Genomic DNA, 18,561 nt, shown 5'->3' with positions numbered 1-18,561 from the left:
AAGTTGCACCTGCGTCATGCATGACGATCTACAGGAACCCGCCCCGCTGCGGGAGCGGAGCCCACAGATTGATCACAACTGGATACGCCCCCTAGCCCGCGTCGTAGTCGCGGCCGAGGACGACGGTCACATCCGCGTTGGGCGCGCCCTTGCCCTTTTTGACCGCGCTGCCCGGCAGGCCCAGGGTCTTGGCGACCTCCTTGGCCTTCTCCGCCTGGGCCGCGTCCGCGTAGGTCACCTGCGAGGCCACCTGGGCAGCGCCCGCGCGGCCGCCGTCCACGAAGGTGTAGCCGCCGTTGACCAGGGCGACCTGGGCGCTGCTCGCGGCCTGTGCGTCGCCGCTGGCGTTGCGCACGCTGACCCGCGGGGCCGCGCCCGGGTCGGTGTTCTTGACCGTCCCGCCGAGAACGTCCTTGACCACGCCCTGTGAGACCTTCTCGCTGAGCGTGCCGTCGGCCTGGACCGGCAGCAGTTCCGTCGCGTACGACCCGCCCTTCGCCTGCTCGGCGAGCTGGGCCAGGGAGGCGCCGAGCTGGCTCTCGGTAAGCGAGGGGTCCGGGATCTGGTTGAGCGACTGGACGGTGGAGGTCGCGGCGTCCTCACTGCTCGGGAACTTGCGGAGGACGGCCTGCATTACCTGGCCGAAGCGTTTGAGTTGCTGCGTCTGCTGCTCGCCGCGCCCCCGGTGCGTGGCGTAGGCGACGGCGGCCTGCCCCGAGAGGGTCTGGCCCTCTCCCCGCCTCACCAACGGAGCCTCGCCCTTCTTGGCGGCCGGCACGGTCACGTCGGTGTCGACCTCGATGCCGCCGATCGACTCGACGAGGATCTCCAGGTACGGGGTGTCGAGACGCCAGCTCCCCTTGATGTCCGAGCCGAGGAGGGAGTCGAGGGCGTCCCGGGTGGGTGTGGTGCCCTCGTCGACCACGGACTTGCCGAGGGTGGTGCTGCCGCCGTCGTCGGTGGCCAGCGCCATCGAGTTCGGCAGCAGGACCGTGGTGCCCTTCTTGGTGGTCTCGTTGTCCACCAGCAGCGCGGTCGAACTGCCGCCGCCCCTGGTGGTCCGCAGGTGGACGACGATCACATCGCGCTTCTGCGGTCCGCTCGCGGCCCGGGCCCCGGGGTCGGACCCGGGCAGGGCGGGCAACTTGCCCGCATACCAGAGGTAGCCGACGCCGCCGGCCAGGGCGATGAGGGTGACCACGACCAGCGCGACGATGCGGTTGCGGCCCCTGCGCTTGCGTTCGTCTCGCCGCTCGGAGCGGGTTTCGGCGAACTTCAGCCAGTCGATGACGTCTTCGGAGTCCTCGTCGTTCTCCTCGATGAACGAGAACTGCTCCGTGCGGTAGCCGCCGGGGTCGCCCGGACCGCGGCCGCCCGGACCGCGTTCGCCCGGCCGCGCCTGGGCCCGGACGCGCGGCTGCTGCCCGGTGTGCGGGGGCTCGGGCGCACGGGGAGTGGGCGGGGCCGGGGCCTGGCGCGGCGGCGGGGGCTGCGGGCGGCCGTAGGCGTCGTACGGCTGCTGCTGCGGGATCCACTGCTGCTCGTCGACCTGCTGGGCCGACTGCTGGGGCATCCCCTGCGGCTCGACGTAGGGATAGCTGTATCCCTGCTGCGGCTGCTCTGCATACGGGTCGTAGTACTGCTGCGTGTACGGATCGTAGGCGTAGCCCTGATCCGTCTGCTGCTGTGGCCGCTGCGTGGCGTAGGGGTCGTAGTACTGCTGCTGATACGGGTCCTGGCCGTGCTCGGGCCCACCCTCGGCGTAGTGCCGCCCGGAGTGTGCGTCGTTCACCAGTGCCCCTTCCCGTGCTCGGGCTGTTCGCCGTGCTCGGCTAACCGGCGTCCCGGTACAGCCCGCGCTTGTTGATGTAGCGCACCACCCCGTCCGGCACCAGATACCAGATGGGGTCGCCGCCCGCCACCCTCGCCCGGCAGTCCGTGGAGGAGATGGCCAGGGCCGGCACCTCCACCAGGGACACCCCGCCGTCCGGCAGGCCGGGGTCGTTGAGTGCGTGTCCGGGCCGGGTCGCACCGATGAAGTGCGCCAGCGAGAACAGCTCGTCGGCGTCCCGCCAGGTCAGGATCTGGCCGAGGGCATCGGCACCGGTGATGAAGAAGAGATCGGTGTCGGGGTTCAGGTCGCGCAGCTCGCGCAGGGTGTCGATGGTGTACGTCTTGCCGGCCCGGTCGATCTCGATGCGGCTGACCGAGAACTGGGGGTTGGAAGCCGTGGCGATCACGGTCATCAGGTAGCGGTCCTCGGCGGGGGACACCTCCTGATGGCTCTTCTGCCAGGGCTGGCCCGTGGGCACGAAGACCACTTCGTCGAGGTGGAACCGCACGGCCACCTCGCTGGCGGTGACCAGGTGGCCGTTGTGGATGGGGTCGAACGTCCCGCCCATCACACCCAGCCGCCGCTTCGCCGGACCGCTCACAGCAGCCCCTCCCTGGTCGCCCATGCGCAGAGCCTACGACTCAGCGGTCCCGATTGAAGCGGGTGGTGATCCACAGCAGGAGGAGCAGGGCGAACAGCGCGCCGCCACCCGTGAAGTACGGGCTGAGGCTCTCGTGGTTCCCGCCGTGCTCGCCGCCCTCGGAGGCGAGCGTGACCAGGGCGTGGGCGGGCTGAAGAAGACTCATCGTCGGCAGGCCTATCCAGTTCGTCGTCGGACACGGAACGCGCGAGCGCGTGCGTAGCGCCCTCATCGTAAGCGGGCGATCCACAGCTTTGGGCCTAGGGTGGGGTCTACTGGGGGACGGGCCACGACGAAGGCCGACAAGGGGGCCACGCATGACCGAACACAGCCAGGAGCGCGCACCGAGCCGCAACCGCAGGCGCTTCCCGGGGATCTCCTCCCGGGCCTACGAGCACCCGGCGGATCGGTCCGCACTGGTCGCGCTGCGCAAGCTGAGCGGATTCGACACCGTCTTCAAGGCGCTCAGCGGACTGCTGCCGGAGCGCAGCCTGCGCCTGCTGTACCTGTCCGACTCGGTGCGGGTCGGGGACCAGCAGTTCGCCCACCTCAACACCATGCTGCGGGACGCCTGCTACATCCTGGACCTGGAGAAGGTCCCGCCGATGTACGTGACGCAGGACCCGAAGCCGAACGCCATGTGCATCGGCCTGGACGAGCCGATCATCGTGGTCACCACCGGGCTCGTGGAACTGCTGGACGAGGAGGAGATGCGGGCGGTCGTCGGCCACGAGGTGGGCCACGCCCTGTCCGGACACTCCGTCTACCGGACGATCCTGCTGTTCCTGACCAACTTCGCCCTGAAGGTCGCCTGGATCCCGCTCGGCAACATAGCGGTCATGGCGATCGTGACGGCCCTGCGCGAGTGGTTCCGGAAGTCGGAACTGTCGGCCGACCGCGCCGGTCTCCTGGTCGGCCAGGACCTGCAGGCCTCGATGCGAGGCCTGATGAAGCTCGCGGGTGGCCACCATCTGCACGAGATGAACGTGGACGCGTTCCTCAAGCAGGCCGAGGAGTACGAGGCGGGCGGCGATCTGCGCGACTCCGTACTGAAGATCATGAACGTGCTGCCGCGCAGCCACCCGTTCACCACCGTGCGCGCCGCGGAGCTGCGGAAGTGGGCGGCGGGCCGCGACCACCAGCGGATCATGGACGGCCACTACCCGCGCCGGGACACCGACCGGGACGCATCGGTCTCCGACTCCTTCAAGGACCACGCGAACCACTACGCGGACCATATGCGCAACAGCAAGGACCCGCTGATGGCGCTCGTACGGGACATCGCGGGCGGTGCTGGGGACCTGGGCGGAAAGCTGCGGGACGCCTTCACCGGCGGCCGGCCGCCGGGCGGGTCCGGTGGGTCCGGTGGGTCCGGCGACAGCCCGACGGGCGGCAACGGCACGCCGCCCGGCGGTGACACGGGCGGCTCCGGCTCCTCCGGCTCCACGGACAAGTCCTAGCCGCCCCGACTGACAAGTCCCAGCGGCTGCGGCACCGCGTTCCGGAGGCGCGCGAACAGCCCCTGGATGCGGGCGTGTTGAGAGATCCCGTTCCCCCCGGTCCACCGCACCCCGGCGGCCGGGGGGAACGTCGCGTTCCGGTGCGGGCTCCGAGACGACGGCTCTCGGCGTGAACTCCGGCCGCATGCTCCCGACATGACGGAGAGTGCCGGCGACCGCAGGCCTACGGAGTCGGTCACTTCGGCGTCAGGACCCCGCACACCGCCGCCGTCGGGCGTCCCGGCGCGTACGGGTCCGTGACCGCCGGGCTGTCCGCCCTGGCGCTCTCCCCTGCCAGCAGCGGGCTCAACCGCCCCGCGGTGTCGGAGGAGCAGGCCAGCGGGCCCGCCTGGAGGTACGCCTGGACGACCTCGACCCGGTGGTCCCTCAGGTCGTCGCGGTCGAACCGCAGCCGGACCTCGCGGCGCACGGTGAACAACGAGGCATCCCCGGCGGCGCGCTTGCCGTCGGCCTTCGCGGAACGCACCGCGTAGACGATGGTGTGGTCCCCGGTGACCTCGAGCTCGCCCGGGCTCGTCTCCGTGACGCTCAGGGTGCCGTGGACGCGTATCCCCGGGTCGGCCAGCGCCACCTTGGCGGGGTCGAGGCGGATCAGCCAGCCGGTGGCGGCGTGGCGCCCGTCCGCCGCCGGGCGCTCCACACTGCGGTCGAACTGGGCGAGCTGGTCCGGGTCGATGAGCACCCGCACGGAGCGCACCGCTCCGCCGGTCAGCACGTCCGGATCGAGCGCGGACCGCACGACGTACTCCTTGGCCGCGTCGAGGGCGGCCAGGACCTGGCTCTCGGAGAAGCTCCTGCTCGCCCGGGCGGCCGGAAGAGTGACTCCCTCGGCTCCGGACCGGTATGTGGCGGCCGGGCTGCGGCGGAACAGGTCCGGGGGCGCTCCGCCGGGCACGGTGCCGCGCGGCGCGAGCGGTATCACGCTGGTGCGCAGGGGCTCTGCCGAGCGCAGGGCCTGCTGCTGGTACGGGTGGCGCACGCCCATGTAGATCGCCGTGGCGAAGGCGAGTGCGATGAGGATGACCAGGACGAGCGCCTGCCGGGACCCGCGCGCCCGCGTCCACGGCCGCCGATTGCGCACGGCGGGGGCGTGGTCGTCGAGTCGCTCCTGGGCGGAGAACTCCTGCAGCCGGGCAGCGCGGACGAACGACTCGTCGAAGACGACGGATCCGTATTCGTCCTCTCCACCTCCCGGAACGCCCTCGGGTGTCCCCTCAGGTGGCTCTCCAGGCCCGGCCATACCTTCAGAGTAGGTCGGAAGGCATGCCGGTAAACGCCAGTCCGTACGGCAACTTCTGACGGAGGCTCAGCCGTCCGTCACTGGGCACGCGGGACGGCCGACGCGGTCGGTGCGGCGGATTCCGCTTCCGTCTCGGGGAGTGCGCCGGGCTGCCCGGTGAGCTGCCCCGTCTGCGGACCGTCCACCCCGCTGGTGGCGGGAGGGGGCGCCGGCTCCTGCCTGCTGCCCGCGGTTCCACGGTAAACGGCGGCGAAGGCGAGCGCGACCATGCCTATGCCCATCAGGACGGCCAGCACCCAGGCCACGGGGCGGTGCCAGCGGGCATGGCTGCGGTACGGGCCGAGGGAGCCGCCGTAGCGGCCGTACGGGCCGTAGCCTTCGGGGTCCTGGTCGAAGGCGTCGGCGTCGAGCCGGTCGAACTCCGCGTCGGGGTCGTCGGGGTCGTACCCGTCGTCGTAGAACTCCTCGTCCGCGGCGCCCGTGCCCGGGCGGGTCCGCGTGGCCTCCGCCTCCGCGCGGGCCTGGGCAGCAGCCAGCATGCGCTCGACGGCGGTGGGCTCATGGATGCGTGCCGACCGGACGAAGTCCTCGTCGAACACCACGGACGCGAACTCTTCGTCCGCTGCCCCGTGGCTGTGGCTGTCGGGCTCGTCGCCGTCCGGGAACGGCCTGCCCCCCACGTCGTCCGGCACCCGTCCAGAGTACGGCCGCGAGGACCGTTTGGGCAGGCCGAGACCGAAATCCGGGGGGAACGCCCAGGTCACCGGGTGTGACCGTCCCCCGTCACCACGTATTTGGTCGAGGTCAGCTCCGGCAGGCCCATCGGGCCCCGGGCGTGCAGCTTCTGCGTCGAGATGCCGATCTCGGCGCCGAAGCCGAACTGACCGCCGTCGGTGAAACGCGTGGAGGCGTTCACGGCGACCGTCGTGGAATCGACCAATTGGGTGAATCGGCGGGCCGCGGACTGGGAGGTGGTGACGATCGCCTCGGTGTGGCCCGAGCTCCAGAGCCGGATGTGCGCGACGGCCGCGTCCAGGTCGTCCACGACGGCCGCTGCGATGTCGTACGAGAGGTACTCGGTCTCCCAGTCCTCCATGACCGCCGGGACCACAGTGGCCTGCGCTCCGGACTTCTCAGCGGCCTCCAGCACGCGCTCGTCACCGTGCACGGTCACCCCCGCGCGGGCCAGAGCGTCCAGCGCCCGCGGCAGGAACTCCGCGGCGATGTCCTGGTGGACGAGGAGGGTCTCGGCGGCATTGCAGACGCTGGGGCGCTGCGCCTTGGAGTTGATGAGGATGTCCACGGCCACGGACAGGTCGGCCTGCGCGTCGACGTAGACGTGGCAGTTGCCGGTGCCGGTCTCGATGACCGGGACGGTGGACTCCTCGACCACGGTCTGGATGAGGGCCGCCCCGCCGCGCGGGATCAGTACGTCGACCATGCCGCGGGCACGCATCAGCTCGCGTACGGAGTCGCGGCTCTCGCCGGGCACGAGCTGGACGGCGTCCGCGGGCAGCCCTGCGCCGCCCACCGCGTCGCGCAGGACGGTGACCAGGGCCTTGTTGGAGGCGTAGGCCGAGGAGGAACCGCGGAGCAGTACCGCGTTGCCCGACTTCAGGCACAGCGCGGCGGCGTCGACGGTGACGTTGGGCCGGGCCTCGTAGATGATCCCCACGACGCCCAGCGGGACGCGGACCTGACGCAGGTCGATGCCGTTGGGGAGGGTGGAGCCGCGGACGACCTCGCCGACCGGGTCGGGAAGGGCCACCACGTCCCGCACGTCCGAGGCGATGGCCCGCACGCGCTCCGGGGTCAGGGTCAGCCGGTCGACGATCGACTCGCTGGTGCCGGCGGCACGTGCACGCTCGACGTCCTCGGCGTTGGCCTCGACGATCTCCTTCGTCCGCACCTCGAGGGCGTCGGCCATCGCCAGCAGTGCGTCGTCCTTGACCGCCCGCGGAAGGGTCGCCAGCGTCTGCGCCGCGGCACGGGCCCGGTAGGCGGCGTGGATGACGGGAGACTTCGGCGTGGGGTCGGCCAGGGGCGAAGGGAAGTCGCTGCTGCTCATGCCTAGCAGCGTACTGAGCCGGACGGCGGAAGCCGCCGGATGTCCCGCACTGCGAGACGGGATACGGCCCGCTGCGGTAGGGGCACGGCCTGCTGAACGGGGGGCGTCCGCCGCGGTGGCCGGTGAGCGGACGGCCGGTGAAGTGAGGGACGTCAGTACGGATGGACGCCCACCTGCGCGGCCGGAGGCGGTCCGTAGCCCTCCGCCAGGCGCTGGTGGTACGTGTCTCGGTCGATGACCTCGAGACCGACGATCTCCCAGGGCGGAAGACCCGCCGTGGAACGGTGCTCGCCCCAGAGACGGAGCGCGACGGCCGCCGCGTCGTGCAGGTCGCGCGCCTCCTCCCAGTAGCGGATCTCGGCATGGTCGCCCGCGTAGCGGCTGGTCAGCAGAAAGGGGTGGTCGTGGGCGAGCTGCTCCAGGGACCGCCTGACCTCCCTCAGGGGTGCTTCCTCCCCCGAGACGCTGAGGGTCACGTGCCACAGCCGGGAGGCCTCGCGCCCCTGTGCCTCCGGCTCCCGCTCCGGTGCCGCTCTGCCCGCCCCACCCGGCCGCTCGGCGCGCTCCTCCGCGCCGACGCTGGTGAGTGCCCGCCCCTCCCCCGCAGCCCTGCGGGCATGGGTACGGGCGCCCCGGCTCGCGGCCGCGGGAACGCCCCCGGCTCGGGGCAACGCTTCTGGGCGCCCTCGTCTCACGGGCCGCCTCCTGCCTTGCTCGGCGCTCCGCTCGTCAGCGGGCGAAGCCAGTCTGATGCCGTCGTCCGCGGGCGAACGCGGCGCGATGCACTGTCCGTGCATCAAAGTTGACCAGCCCTGTGCGGGGCTTCGGGCCGTTTTCCGGAAGGTCACCGTGGAATGGCCGGACTTTTCACCGAACCTCCGTCGATGGTGTTCGTCAGTGTCCCAGGACGACCAGATCGTCACGGTGCACGACCTCGCGTTCGTACGCCGGGCCCAGCTCACGGGCGAGATCGCGGGTCGACCTGCCGAGGAGGAGGGGGATCTCTTTTGCGTCGAAATTGACGAGTCCGCGGGCGACCGCGCGTCCTCCGGCGTCGCGCAGCTCGACGGGGTCGCCGGCGGTGAAGTCCCCCTCCACGGCGGCGATTCCGGCCGGAAGCAGTGAGGTGCGCCGCTCGGTGACGGCGCGGACGGCGCCGTCGTCCAGGGTCAGCGAGCCGCGCGGCGTCGAGGCGTGGGCGAGCCACAGCAGCCGGTCTGCGGAGCGCCGCCCGGTGGGGTGGAAGTACGTGCCGGTCGTACGTCCCGCGAGCGCGTCGGCCGCGTGCGTGGCGGAGGTCAGGACCACGGGGATCCCGGCCGCAGCGGCGATACGGGCGGCCTCGACCTTGGTGACCATGCCGCCGGTGCCCACGCCGGCCCTGCCCGCGCTGCCGATCGAGACCCCTTCGAGGTCCTGGGGGCCGGCGACCTCGGGGATGCGGGTGGTGCCCGGGCTCGTCGGGTCGCAGTCGTAGAGGCCGTCGATGTCGGACAGAAGTACGAGCAGGTCGGCCCGGACGAGGTGGGCCACGAGCGCGGCCAGGCGGTCGTTGTCGCCGAACCGGATCTCGTCGGTGGCGACGGTGTCGTTCTCGTTGACGACGGGCACGGCACCCATCGCGAGGAGCTTGTCCAGCGTGCGGTAGGCGTTGCGGTAGTGGGCCCGGCGGCTGGTGTCGTCTGTGGTCAGCAGGACCTGTCCGACGCGTACGCCGTAGCGGGCGAAGGAGGCGGTGTAGCGGGCCACCAGCAGGCCCTGGCCGACGCTCGCCGCGGCCTGCTGCCGGGCCAGGTCGCGAGGCCGGCGGCGCAGACCGAGGGGAGCGAGCCCGGCGGCGATCGCGCCGGAGGAGACGAGGACGATCTCCCGCTCGCCTCCGCTGCGGGCGGCCGACAGGACGTCGACGAGCGCGTCCACCCGGTCTGCGTCGAGGCCGCCCGCCGCGGTGGTCAGGGACGACGAGCCGACCTTGACCACGACCCTGCGCGCGCCCGCGACCCCGTCCCGCGCCCCTGCTGACCCTGCTGCCCCTGACACCTTGCGTCCCCACTGATCGGTCCTGCTCTCCGCCTCGCAATCTACGTCAGCGGGCGACGACGACGACGGCCCGTCCCGATCGGCGGACGCCGGGTGCCGCGACGCCCGGCGACGGGGGCGCGGACGGACGTCGGGGGGAGGTCGACCGGGCGCGGACGGACGCCGGGCCGCGGCGGTCGACCGGGGCGCGGACTACACGACGGACGTGGTCCGGCGCACATCAACGCGCCGGTACCGACGTGGCGGAGACCACAATCGGCCATTTGGTTCAGTGGCTTTGGTCCCATTCACGGTGGATGCGGTCACGGCAGATTGTCATGCGGGACGCGTACGCAATACGGTCAGGGGTCATTCTCGCCGCCGTCGCCCTCGCGCGGCACCGGCGTGAGGCGGCCGCCTGCCGGTCCTCCCCATCCGATCGCCTCCACCAGGAGCCCAGCCCGTGCCATCTGCCGGACTCGCCCCCCGCCGCATCGTGCAGCTCGTCGCGCTGTTCACGATGTTCGCGGCCTTCACGGCCCAACTCGCGGGGGCCCTGCTGCCCAACGTGCCGACCTTCGTCGCCGCCTCCGCGGTCGGTCTCGGCCTCGACCTCTATCTGCAGCACAAGCAGCCGGGCCTGCTGTCGCTGCTGGGCAGAATCCGGTTCGACGTCACCGTACGGCAGCTCCTGCGCGACATGCTGATCCTCGTGGGGCTGCTGCGGATCGACGGCATCGACCCGCTGCACGAGCAGTCGCCGCTCACCATCGCGCTTCTGGCCTTCTACCTGGTGCACTTCGCCTGCCAGGCGGTCGCCGTGCTGGTCCGCCGCAGCCGTACGATGCCGATCGTCACCCGGAACATCGACGCCTCCGCCCTGCACCTGACCACCGCCCCGCCGCGCATCCTGGCGCGCCGCCCCGGGCACCGGCTGCTGAGCTACTCCGTCCCGGCAACGGCGGGCCTGCTGGTGACGGCCGTCACCAAGGACGCGCGCCACGGGGCCATCGGGCTCGGCCTGGCCCTGGCTCTGGGCTTCTTCGGCACCGTGTACCTGGCCACCTGGCTGCTGCCGCGCAAGCGGCCCGCGAGCGAGCGGGCAGCTCTGGAGTGGCTGGACGCATGGCTCGCCGAGTACCGGCCGACCGTCGGCATGTACTTCTCGGGCGGCACCACGTCCGCGTATCAGGCCAATATGTGGCTCTCGACGCTCTCCTCGCTGGAGGGCCGGCCGCTCATCGTGCTGCGCGAGCGCTTCATGGTGCAGAAGATCGACGCGACCGACGTGCCGATCGTCTGCATCCCGAAGGTCGCGCACCTGATGAACCTGGAGCACTCGACGCTCAAATTGCTGCTGCACCCGGCGAATTCCGGCAAGACCTCGCAAGTGCTGCGCATCCCCTCGATCAAGCACGCCTTCATCAACCACGGCGAGAGCGACAAGCTCTCCAGCTGCAACCCGTACGCGAAGGCGTACGACGAGGTGTGGGTCGCCGGTCCCGCGGCGCGCGAGCGCTACCAGCTCGCCGACATCGGCGTCGAGGACAAGGACGTCGTGGAGGTCGGCCGGCCGCAGCTCGCGCCGATCCGGCCGTACGCGGGCCCGCCGGCCTCCCCGTACACCACCGTCCTCTACGCCCCCACCTGGGAGGGCTGGACCAACGACCCGGGCAACACCTCGGTCATCCTGGCCGGCGAGAACATCGTCCGCAAGCTGCTCGCCGACCCCAAGGTGCGTCTGCTCTACAAGCCGCACCCGATGACCGGCTCCGTCGACCCGCGCGCGGGCCGCGCCAACGAGCGCATCCAGACGATGATCACCGAGGCGAACGAGCGCCGCTCCGGGAAGCGTCCCGGCCCCGAGGCCGCGGTCGAACTGGCCCGCCGCACCGCTGAGTTGGACCATCTGACCAGCACCGACTTCCGGTCCAGCGCGGACGAGATCGAGCGGATGAAGCTCCAGGGCTCCCCCGACACCGGCCGCGCGGCCGCCGTCGCCCAGGCCACCGCGGCGTGGGAGACCGCCTACTGGGCATCCTTCCCCGAGTGGGAGCACCAGATCATCACCGAGGCCCGCCCCGCGATCTACACCTGCTTCAACCAGGCGGATCTGCTGATCAGCGATGTCTCCAGCGTGGTCTCCGACTACCTGACCAGCGAGAAGCCGTACGCGGTGGCGAACACCAGCGGCCTCCGCGAGGAGGACTTCAAGGCCGGGTTCCCGACCGTAAGGGCCGCCACGATCCTGGAGCCGAAGGCGAAGGGCATCCCGGCACTGCTGGAAGCCGTGCGCAACCCGGAGAAGGACACCCTCCTGGCCGCCCGCGCCGAGCTGAAGGAACACCTGCTCGGCCCCTCCGACCCGCCGTCCCTGGTCCGCTTCGACGGCGCCGCCCGGGACCTTGCGATCAAAGCGGACGAGCGGCGGGCGCGTATGGCGGCGCGGCTCGCGACCGAGCTGCCGGCGCAGCGTGAGGTCGAGGGCGTCGAGGAGGACGCGGAGGTCGAGGCGACCGGTGCGGAGGACTCCGTCACCGCATAGCGCCTCCGGGCCGAGCGCGCTCAACGAGGCGGCCGCGTACGGGCGTTGCCGGGGTGGGGGAAGAACGCCGAAGGCCCGGGAACGACAGGTATCGTTCCCGGGCCTTCATGCTGCGCGGGGCCGGTGCCACTGCTTGGTCCGACCCGTGAAGCTGCGGGGCCGGGCCCCTGGCGCTCACCAGCCGCCAGGCGGCCCGGCTCCGCTACGCGAAGGGGTCGAAGCCCTCGTACTCCTCCTGCGCCTCGTCACGCGCCGCCTGACGGTCGCGGCGGCGCTGCGCGGCCGGCCGCGAGGACTCCATGCGGTGGTCCTCGCCTCGACGGCCGAGCATCGCCGCACCGGTCGCCATGGTCGGCTCCCAGTCGAAGACGACCGCGTCGTCCCCGCCGCCGATGACGATCTCGTCGCCAGGACGGGCGCCGGCCCTCATCAACTCCTCCTCGACACCGAGGCGGTTGAGCCGGTCGGCAAGGTAGCCGACGGCCTCGTCGTTGGCGAAGTCCGTCTGGCGCACCCAGCGTTCGGGCTTCTCGCCGAGCACTCGGTAGAAGCCGTTCTCCTCGGTAACCGTGAAGCCCGCGTCGTCCACGGCCTTCGGCCGGATGACGATCCGCGTCGCCTCCTCCACCGGTTTGGCCGCCCGCGCCTCGGCGATGATCCTGGCCAGGGCGAAGGACAGCTCCTTCAGGCCGGCGTGGGAGACCGCGGACACATCGAAGACCTGGAAGCCGCGGGCCTCGAGATCGGGGCGGATGATGTCGGCGAGGTCCTTGCCGTCGGGGATGTCGGTCTTGTTGAGGGCGACGATGCGCGGCCGGTCGTCCAGGCCGCCGTACTCCGCGAGCTCGGCCTCGATCACGTCCAGATCGGTGACCGGGTCGCGCTCGGACTCCAGGGCCGCGCAGTCCAGCACGTGGACGAGCACCGAGCAGCGCTCGACATGGCGCAGGAACTCCAGGCCCAGGCCCTTGCCCCGGCTGGCGCCCGGGATCAGGCCGGGTACGTCCGCGATGGTGTAGACGGTCGAACCGGCCGTCACCACACCGAGGTTGGGGACGAGCGTGGTGAAGGGGTAGTCGGCGATCTTCGGCTTGGCGGCCGAGAGCACCGAGATCAGCGAGGACTTACCCGCGCTCGGGTAGCCGACGAGCGCCACATCGGCGACCGTCTTCAGCTCCAGGACGATGTCACCGCTCTGGCCGGGCTCGCCCAGCAGCGCGAAGCCGGGGGCCTTGCGGCGGGCGGAGGCCAGCGCCGCGTTGCCGAGCCCGCCGCGGCCGCCCTGGGCGGCGACGAAGCGCGTGCCCTGCCCCACCAGGTCGGCGAGGACGTTGCCCTGCTTGTCGAGGACGACGGTGCCGTCCGGGACGGGCAGGACGAGGTCCGTGCCGTCCTTGCCGGAGCGGTTTCCGCCCTCGCCGGGCTTGCCGTTGGTGGCCTTGCGGTGCGGGCTGTGGTGGTAGTCGAGCAGCGTGGTGACGGACTGGTCGACGACCAGGATCACATCGCCGCCGCGGCCGCCGTTGCCGCCGTCCGGGCCGCCCAGCGGCTTGAACTTCTCACGGTGCACGGAGGCGCAGCCGTGGCCCCCGTTACCCGCGGCGACATGCAGCTCGACGCGGTCCACGAAGGTGGTCATGCGGTGTGCCTCCAGTGACGTCGTACGTACGGGTGGGACGTACGGGATGTGGCGTACGCCGGTCCTGCCGGACGGGGCCGGGCGTACGGGATGTCGTGGTGCTGCCTGCGGCCGGCACCGTGGTCAACGCGCCGAGGGCGGACCCGCTTCCCCGCTCGGGGGAAGGGCGGTCCGCCCTCGGAGAGGTGTTCTGTGTCGTGCCGGGGCCGATTACTCGGCGACCGGGACGATGTTCACGACCCTGCGGCCACGGCTGGTGCCGAACTCGACCGCACCGGCGGCGAGAGCGAACAGCGTGTCGTCGCCACCACGGCCCACGCCCTTGCCCGGGTGGAAGTGGGTGCCTCGCTGGCGGACCAGGATCTCACCGGCGTTGACGACCTGGCCGCCGAAGCGCTTCACGCCGAGCCGCTGCGCGTTGGAGTCGCGACCGTTCCGAGTGGACGATGCGCCCTTCTTGTGTGCCATCTCTTCTCAGTCCCTTACTTCGCAGCCGCGGGGATGCCGGTGATCTTCAGAGCCGTGTACTGCTGACGGTGGCCCTGGCGCCGACGGTAACCGGTCTTGTTCTTGTAACGCAGGATGTCGATCTTGGCACCCTTGTGGTGATCCACGACCTCGGCCTGCACCTTGATCCCGGCCAGCACCCACGGGTCGCTGGTCACGGACTCGCCGTCGACAACGAGCAGGGTCGAGAGCTCGACCGTGTCGCCCACGTTGCTCGTGGGAATCCTGTCAACCTCGACGATGTCGCCGACGGCCACCTTGTGCTGGCGGCCACCGCTGCGCACGATCGCGTACACGCGGAACTCACTCTCTGCTCGCTAACGGGAACCCATGACGCCAGCCGCTCACACGGACTCGGGGAGCCCGTGACATCCGGAAGGACGAGCGGCCTCTCCCGGCGCCCCGGGAGGAAGTTGCTCAGGGGTTGGCGTACAAACGCCGACGGTCAAGGTTACGGGGCCATGACCAGGCGGTCAAACCGGCCCCGGGCCGCTCCGCGCGGGAGCGGCCCGGGGGTTGTCCTTACTCGTCGGCCGGGGCGGAGACGGCAGGCGCGGACCGGTCCGCCGCGACCGACTTCTTCGCGGCCTTCTTGGACGTGGCCGTCTTCGCCGCCGCCTTCTTGGCCGTGGTCTTCTTCGCCGCGGTCTTCTTGGTGGCCGCCTTCTTGGCCTGTGCCTTCTTGGCCTGTGCCTTCTTGGCGGCCGACTTGCGGGCCGACTTCTTGGCCGGTGCCTCGGAGCCGGTCTCCGTCACCTCGGCCGCGGCCTCGGACGCCTCGGCCGGAGCGGCAGAGTCCGGCTCACCGTCGGACATCCCGGCCGTGGCCCGGTCCTCGGAGGCCTTCGGCGGGCCGGCCGGGGACGTGGCCTTGCGCGTCACCCGGCGACGAGTCCGCGGAGGCGCCGGCTCGGCCGTCTCCGCAGTCTCGGCCGCCTCAGCCGGGGGCTCGGGCGACGGTGCCTCGTCCTCGCCTGCCTCGCGGTGCGGCGAAGTCGGCGTGACCACCACCGCGGCATCTTCGGCTGCCTTCGGAGGCCCGGCCGGCGCGGACACCTTGCGGGTCGCCCGGCGGCGCCGACGACCACCGCGGCTCGCCGCGGCCTCCGCCTCCTCGGCGCTGCTGAACAGCTCTTCGTCCGGCTCGAAGGCAGGCTCCGGAAGCGCCTTCGGCTCGGGGACCTCCGGGCGGACGTCCGCGACCACCTCGGGCGCCGTCTCCGCCTCGGCCTCGATGACCTCAGGCTCGTGCACATGCGCGTGGACGGGCGTCGGCTCGGGCTGCCCACCGCCCTTGCCCTTCCGCTTGCGCTTGCCGCCGCCCCCGCCTCCGGCCGACGTCGGCTGGTCGACGTGGACGATCACACCGCGCCCGTTGCAGTGGACGCAGGTCTCGGAGAACGACTCCAGCAGCCCCTGACCGACGCGCTTACGGGTCATCTGGACCAGGCCGAGCGAGGTGACCTCGGCGACCTGGTGCTTCGTACGGTCCCGGCCCAGGCATTCCAGCAGACGGCGCAGCACCAGGTCCCGGTTGGACTCCAGGACCATGTCGATGAAGTCGATGACGATGATGCCGCCGAGGTCGCGCAGCCGGAGCTGGCGCACGATCTCCTCGGCCGCCTCCAGGTTGTTCCTGGTGACCGTCTCCTCGAGGTTGCCGCCCTGACCGGTGAACTTGCCGGTGTTGACGTCGATGACGATCATCGCCTCGGTCCGGTCGATCACCAGCGAACCGCCGCTCGGCAGCCAGACCTTGCGGTCCAGCGCCTTCATGAGCTGCTCGTCGACGCGGTACGAGGCGAAGACGTCGACCTCCGACGTCCACTTCTGGAGGCGCTCGGTGAGGTCGGGCGCGACGTGCGAGACATATCCGTGGATGGTCTCCCAGGCCTCGTCGCCGCTGATGATGACCTTGGAGAAGTCCTCGTTGAAGATGTCGCGGACCACGCGCACGGTCATGTCCGGTTCGCCGTAGAGGAGCGTCGGCGCGTTGCCGTTCTTCGCCTTCTTCCGGATCTCCTCCCACTGGGCCTGCAGACGCTCCACGTCGCGCCGCAGCTCGTCCTCGCTCGCGCCCTCCGCGGCGGTGCGGACGATGACGCCCGCGTCCTCGGGGACGATCTTCTTGAGGATCTGCTTCAGGCGCGCGCGCTCGGTGTCGGGGAGCTTGCGGCTGATGCCGGTCATCGAGCCCTCGGGCACGTAGACCAGATAGCGGCCGGGCAGGGACACCTGGCTGGTGAGCCGGGCGCCCTTGTGACCGATCGGGTCCTTGGTGACCTGTACGAGGACGGACTGGCCGGACTTCAGTGCGGTCTCGATCCGGCGCGGACCGTTGGCCATGCCCAGCGCCTCGAAGTTGACCTCACCGGCGTACAGGACGGCATTCCGCCCCTTGCCGATGTCGACGAACGCGGCCTCCATCGACGGCAGGACGTTCTGGACCTTGCCGAGATAGACGTTGCCGACGTAGCTGGTGGCCTGTTCCTTGTTGACGAAGTGCTCGACGAGGACGTTGTCCTCCAGGACACCGATCTGGGTGCGGTCGCCCTGCTGGCGCACCACCATGACGCGCTCGACGGCCTCCCGGCGGGCCAGGAACTCGGCCTCGGTGATGATCGGCACACGGCGGCGGCCCTGCTCGCGGCCCTCGCGGCGGCGCTGCTTCTTAGCCTCCAGCCGGGTCGAGCCCTTGATGGACTGCACCTCGTCCGTCACTTCGGCCTTCGGGCGCGGCTCACGGATCTTGACGACCGTACGCTCCGGGTCGTCCCCGACCGCCTCAGCCGTGTCGGCGGTCTCCCCGCTGCGGCGGCGACGACGACGGCGGCGACGGCTGCTGCTGCTCGTTCCGGAGGTGGCGGGGGCATCGGACTCCTCGGTCTCCCCCTCCTCCTCGGCCTCGCCGCCCTCGTCCTCGGCGGAATCCGCGGACTCGGCGCCCTCGGCCGCCTCGCCACGGCGGCGGCGACGGCCACCGCGACGGCGGCGACGGGTCGGGCGCTCACCGGACTCCTCGGCGGACTCGGCACCCTCGTCCTCGGCGCCGTCCGCCTCGGCATCCTCGCCGGAGGGCTCTTCGGCGGACTCCGCGGACTCGGCGGACTCGGCGGACTCGGCGGACTCGGCGGACTCGGCGGACTCCGCGGACTCGGCGGACTCGGCGGCGGGCTGCTCCGCGGCGGCAGCGCCACGGCGGCGACGCCGGCGGGAACCGGTGGTGGCCGCGGGCTTCGACTCCTCCACCGCCTCGCCCTCGTCCGGTTCTTCGGAGGCCGCCTCCGCGGCGGCGGCCGCGGCACGCTCCGGGGTCTGGAACATCGGCTCGGTGAAGACGGGCGCCTGGAAGACCGCGGTCGGCGCGCGGCGGGCGCGCCGCTGCTTCGGCTCCTCCGCGGCAGCGGGTTCCTCGGCGGCAGCGGGCTCCCCCGCTTCCGCGCTCTTGCCCGGTTCCGCCGCAGCCTCGGCAGCCGCCTTGCGGGACCTGCGGCGTGTACGGCCGCGAGGCGCCTCGTCCTCCTCGACAGGAGCGGCTTCCGCGTCCTGGGCCGCAACGGGCGACTCTGCCGTACCGGTATCGGCCGTACCGGTATCGGCGGCGGGAGCCCCCTGCTCCGCGGGCGCGGCGGTCTTGCGGGTCGCACGACGGCGGGTCCGCGTGGGCTTCGTCTCCTCGGCGGGCGCGGCGGACTCAGCGGATTCGGCCGACTGGGCCGACTCGGGCGATCCAGCGGATTCCGCGGGAGCCGCGCTCTCGCCGGTCGCCGGGGCGTCGGCCGTCGGCTCGGCGCCGGACAGGGTTCCGGCGGCGTCCGCCGGGGCCTCATGGGCCTGCGGCGGTCCTGCAGGAGCCGTCGCCTTGCGGGTCGCGCGACGGCGCGTACGGGTCGGCTCAGCCTCCGCGGCCTCCTCGCCACCGGACGCACCGCCGGCGGTCTCGGCCACGGGCTTGACGGGCGCGGGCTCCACGGCCGCGGGCTCCACGGCCGCGGGCTCCACGGCCGCGGGACCGGAGGTCACGGATTCGGCGGTCGCGGCAGCGTCGGTCCCGGCCCCGGTGATCGCGTCGGCCTCCTGCTGCTGCGGCGGACCGGCCGCGGACGTCGCCTTACGCGTCACGCGACGGCGCGAGCGGGCGGCCTTTCCGGCGGCAACGGCACCGGCATCGGCGGCCACGGGCCGCACCACCGTCTCCGCCTCCTCGGCGGCTTCTTCCTCGTCCTCGGCGAGCGGATCCGTCGCACCGGCCGCCGCGGCGCTCTCCTCGGCCGCCGGTACGGGCGGCGCCTGTGCAGGCGCGTCACCGGACGAACCGGTCACGGCGGCGGACACTGCCGTCTCCTCCGTAGCCTCGGCGGTGACATCCGTGGCCGGTATGGCCGACGCCGTGTCATCCGCCGCCGGTGCGGCCGGCGGGCCCGCCGGCCTGGACGCGGCGCGACGCCTGCGACGCGGCGGCAGGTGATCGCTGGGGCTGTTGTTCTCTGAGCTGTCCCCGGTGGCGCTGCTCAGCGCCTCCGTGGGCTCCATCGGCTCGAGCATGCGG

14 protein-coding genes are annotated in these 18,561 nt (G+C 71.9%); 2 read left to right on the top strand and 12 right to left on the bottom strand.

Annotated elements, in window-relative coordinates; all coding sequences use genetic code 11:
* Window positions 1-91 precede the first annotated feature (91 nt).
* The 3 genes from AB0M26_RS24695 to AB0M26_RS24685 are packed head-to-tail and all read right to left on the bottom strand — an operon-like array spanning window position 92 to window position 2,640.
* Window positions 92-1,792: a LytR C-terminal domain-containing protein gene (locus AB0M26_RS24695; RefSeq protein WP_365264011.1), complete on the bottom strand. Its 1,701-nt coding sequence runs from the start codon at window positions 1,790-1,792 to the stop codon at window positions 92-94.
* 40 nt (window positions 1,793-1,832) lie between these two features.
* Window positions 1,833-2,459, bottom strand: coding sequence for a nicotinate-nucleotide adenylyltransferase (gene nadD, locus AB0M26_RS24690; protein WP_365264010.1), 627 nt, complete (start codon window positions 2,457-2,459; stop codon window positions 1,833-1,835).
* A gap of 16 nt (window positions 2,460-2,475) precedes the next feature.
* Window positions 2,476-2,640 (bottom strand): hypothetical protein, encoded by a 165-nt coding sequence (locus tag AB0M26_RS24685; protein ID WP_365264009.1) that lies wholly within the window; start codon window positions 2,638-2,640, stop codon window positions 2,476-2,478.
* A 151-nt stretch (window positions 2,641-2,791) separates the two neighbouring features.
* Between AB0M26_RS24685 and AB0M26_RS24680 the strand changes: the two genes are divergently transcribed.
* On the top strand, window positions 2,792-3,934 hold the full coding sequence (locus tag AB0M26_RS24680) for a M48 family metallopeptidase (RefSeq protein WP_365264008.1): 1,143 nt from the start codon (window positions 2,792-2,794) through the stop codon (window positions 3,932-3,934).
* 235 nt (window positions 3,935-4,169) lie between these two features.
* Here AB0M26_RS24680 and AB0M26_RS24675 read toward each other — a convergent pair whose 3' ends face one another.
* From AB0M26_RS24675 to proB, 5 genes are all read right to left on the bottom strand, one after another.
* The gene (locus tag AB0M26_RS24675; RefSeq protein WP_365264007.1) at window positions 4,170-5,234 is read right to left on the bottom strand and encodes a hypothetical protein; all 1,065 of its coding nucleotides are present in this window, start codon (window positions 5,232-5,234) and stop codon (window positions 4,170-4,172) included.
* A gap of 77 nt (window positions 5,235-5,311) precedes the next feature.
* The gene (locus tag AB0M26_RS24670) at window positions 5,312-5,926 is read right to left on the bottom strand and encodes a hypothetical protein (RefSeq protein WP_365264006.1); all 615 of its coding nucleotides are present in this window, start codon (window positions 5,924-5,926) and stop codon (window positions 5,312-5,314) included.
* A 68-nt stretch (window positions 5,927-5,994) separates the two neighbouring features.
* Window positions 5,995-7,302, bottom strand: coding sequence for a glutamate-5-semialdehyde dehydrogenase (locus AB0M26_RS24665; protein WP_365264005.1), 1,308 nt, complete (start codon window positions 7,300-7,302; stop codon window positions 5,995-5,997).
* A gap of 152 nt (window positions 7,303-7,454) precedes the next feature.
* Entirely contained in the window at window positions 7,455-7,997 is a 543-nt protein-coding gene (locus tag AB0M26_RS24660) for a hypothetical protein (RefSeq protein ID WP_365264004.1), read from the bottom strand.
* A 199-nt stretch (window positions 7,998-8,196) separates the two neighbouring features.
* On the bottom strand, window positions 8,197-9,342 hold the full coding sequence (gene proB, locus AB0M26_RS24655) for a glutamate 5-kinase (protein ID WP_365264003.1): 1,146 nt from the start codon (window positions 9,340-9,342) through the stop codon (window positions 8,197-8,199).
* Between the two features lie 442 nt (window positions 9,343-9,784).
* Between proB and AB0M26_RS24650 the strand changes: the two genes are divergently transcribed.
* Window positions 9,785-11,866 carry a hypothetical protein gene (locus tag AB0M26_RS24650; protein WP_365264002.1) on the top strand — a complete coding sequence of 694 codons (2,082 nt, stop codon included), beginning with the start codon at window positions 9,785-9,787 and terminating at the stop codon, window positions 11,864-11,866.
* A 202-nt stretch (window positions 11,867-12,068) separates the two neighbouring features.
* Here the strand turns inward: AB0M26_RS24650 and obgE are convergent, their stop codons facing one another.
* The 4 genes from obgE to AB0M26_RS24630 all read right to left on the bottom strand — a co-directional run bounded on the left by obgE (window position 12,069) and on the right by AB0M26_RS24630 (window position 18,557).
* Entirely contained in the window at window positions 12,069-13,505 is a 1,437-nt protein-coding gene (gene obgE / locus AB0M26_RS24645; RefSeq protein ID WP_365264001.1) for a GTPase ObgE, read from the bottom strand.
* A 210-nt stretch (window positions 13,506-13,715) separates the two neighbouring features.
* Window positions 13,716-13,973 carry a 50S ribosomal protein L27 gene (gene rpmA, locus AB0M26_RS24640; RefSeq protein WP_365264000.1) on the bottom strand — a complete coding sequence of 86 codons (258 nt, stop codon included), beginning with the start codon at window positions 13,971-13,973 and terminating at the stop codon, window positions 13,716-13,718.
* A gap of 14 nt (window positions 13,974-13,987) precedes the next feature.
* Window positions 13,988-14,308, bottom strand: coding sequence for a 50S ribosomal protein L21 (gene rplU, locus AB0M26_RS24635; RefSeq protein ID WP_365263999.1), 321 nt, complete (start codon window positions 14,306-14,308; stop codon window positions 13,988-13,990).
* A gap of 226 nt (window positions 14,309-14,534) precedes the next feature.
* A complete protein-coding gene (locus AB0M26_RS24630; protein WP_365263998.1) occupies window positions 14,535-18,557 on the bottom strand; it encodes an Rne/Rng family ribonuclease in 4,023 nt (1,340 codons plus the stop codon).
* Window positions 18,558-18,561: the final 4 nt, after the last annotated feature.

Origin of the sequence: Streptomyces sp. NPDC051776 (genome assembly GCF_040681345.1) — a bacterium.
Classification (GTDB): domain Bacteria; phylum Actinomycetota; class Actinomycetes; order Streptomycetales; family Streptomycetaceae; genus Streptomyces.
The sequence above is the reverse complement of the archived record's forward strand: the minus strand, read 5'-3'. Positions and strand labels throughout refer to the sequence as shown.

What these genes read in the sequence shown, in the direction of transcription:
- nadD (WP_365264010.1), bottom strand. Translation starts at nt 2,459, where the DNA reads ATGGGCGACCAGGGAGGGGCTGCTGTGAGCGGTCCGGCGAAGCGGCGG.
- AB0M26_RS24685 (WP_365264009.1), bottom strand. Translation starts at nt 2,640, where the DNA reads ATGAGTCTTCTTCAGCCCGCCCACGCCCTGGTCACGCTCGCCTCCGAG.
- AB0M26_RS24680 (WP_365264008.1), top strand. Translation starts at nt 2,792, where the DNA reads ATGACCGAACACAGCCAGGAGCGCGCACCGAGCCGCAACCGCAGGCGC.
- AB0M26_RS24675 (WP_365264007.1), bottom strand. Translation starts at nt 5,234, where the DNA reads ATGGCCGGGCCTGGAGAGCCACCTGAGGGGACACCCGAGGGCGTTCCG.
- AB0M26_RS24665 (WP_365264005.1), bottom strand. Translation starts at nt 7,302, where the DNA reads ATGAGCAGCAGCGACTTCCCTTCGCCCCTGGCCGACCCCACGCCGAAG.
- obgE (WP_365264001.1), bottom strand. Translation starts at nt 13,505, where the DNA reads ATGACCACCTTCGTGGACCGCGTCGAGCTGCATGTCGCCGCGGGTAAC.
- rpmA (WP_365264000.1), bottom strand. Translation starts at nt 13,973, where the DNA reads ATGGCACACAAGAAGGGCGCATCGTCCACTCGGAACGGTCGCGACTCC.
- AB0M26_RS24630 (WP_365263998.1), bottom strand. Translation starts at nt 18,557, where the DNA reads ATGCTCGAGCCGATGGAGCCCACGGAGGCGCTGAGCAGCGCCACCGGG.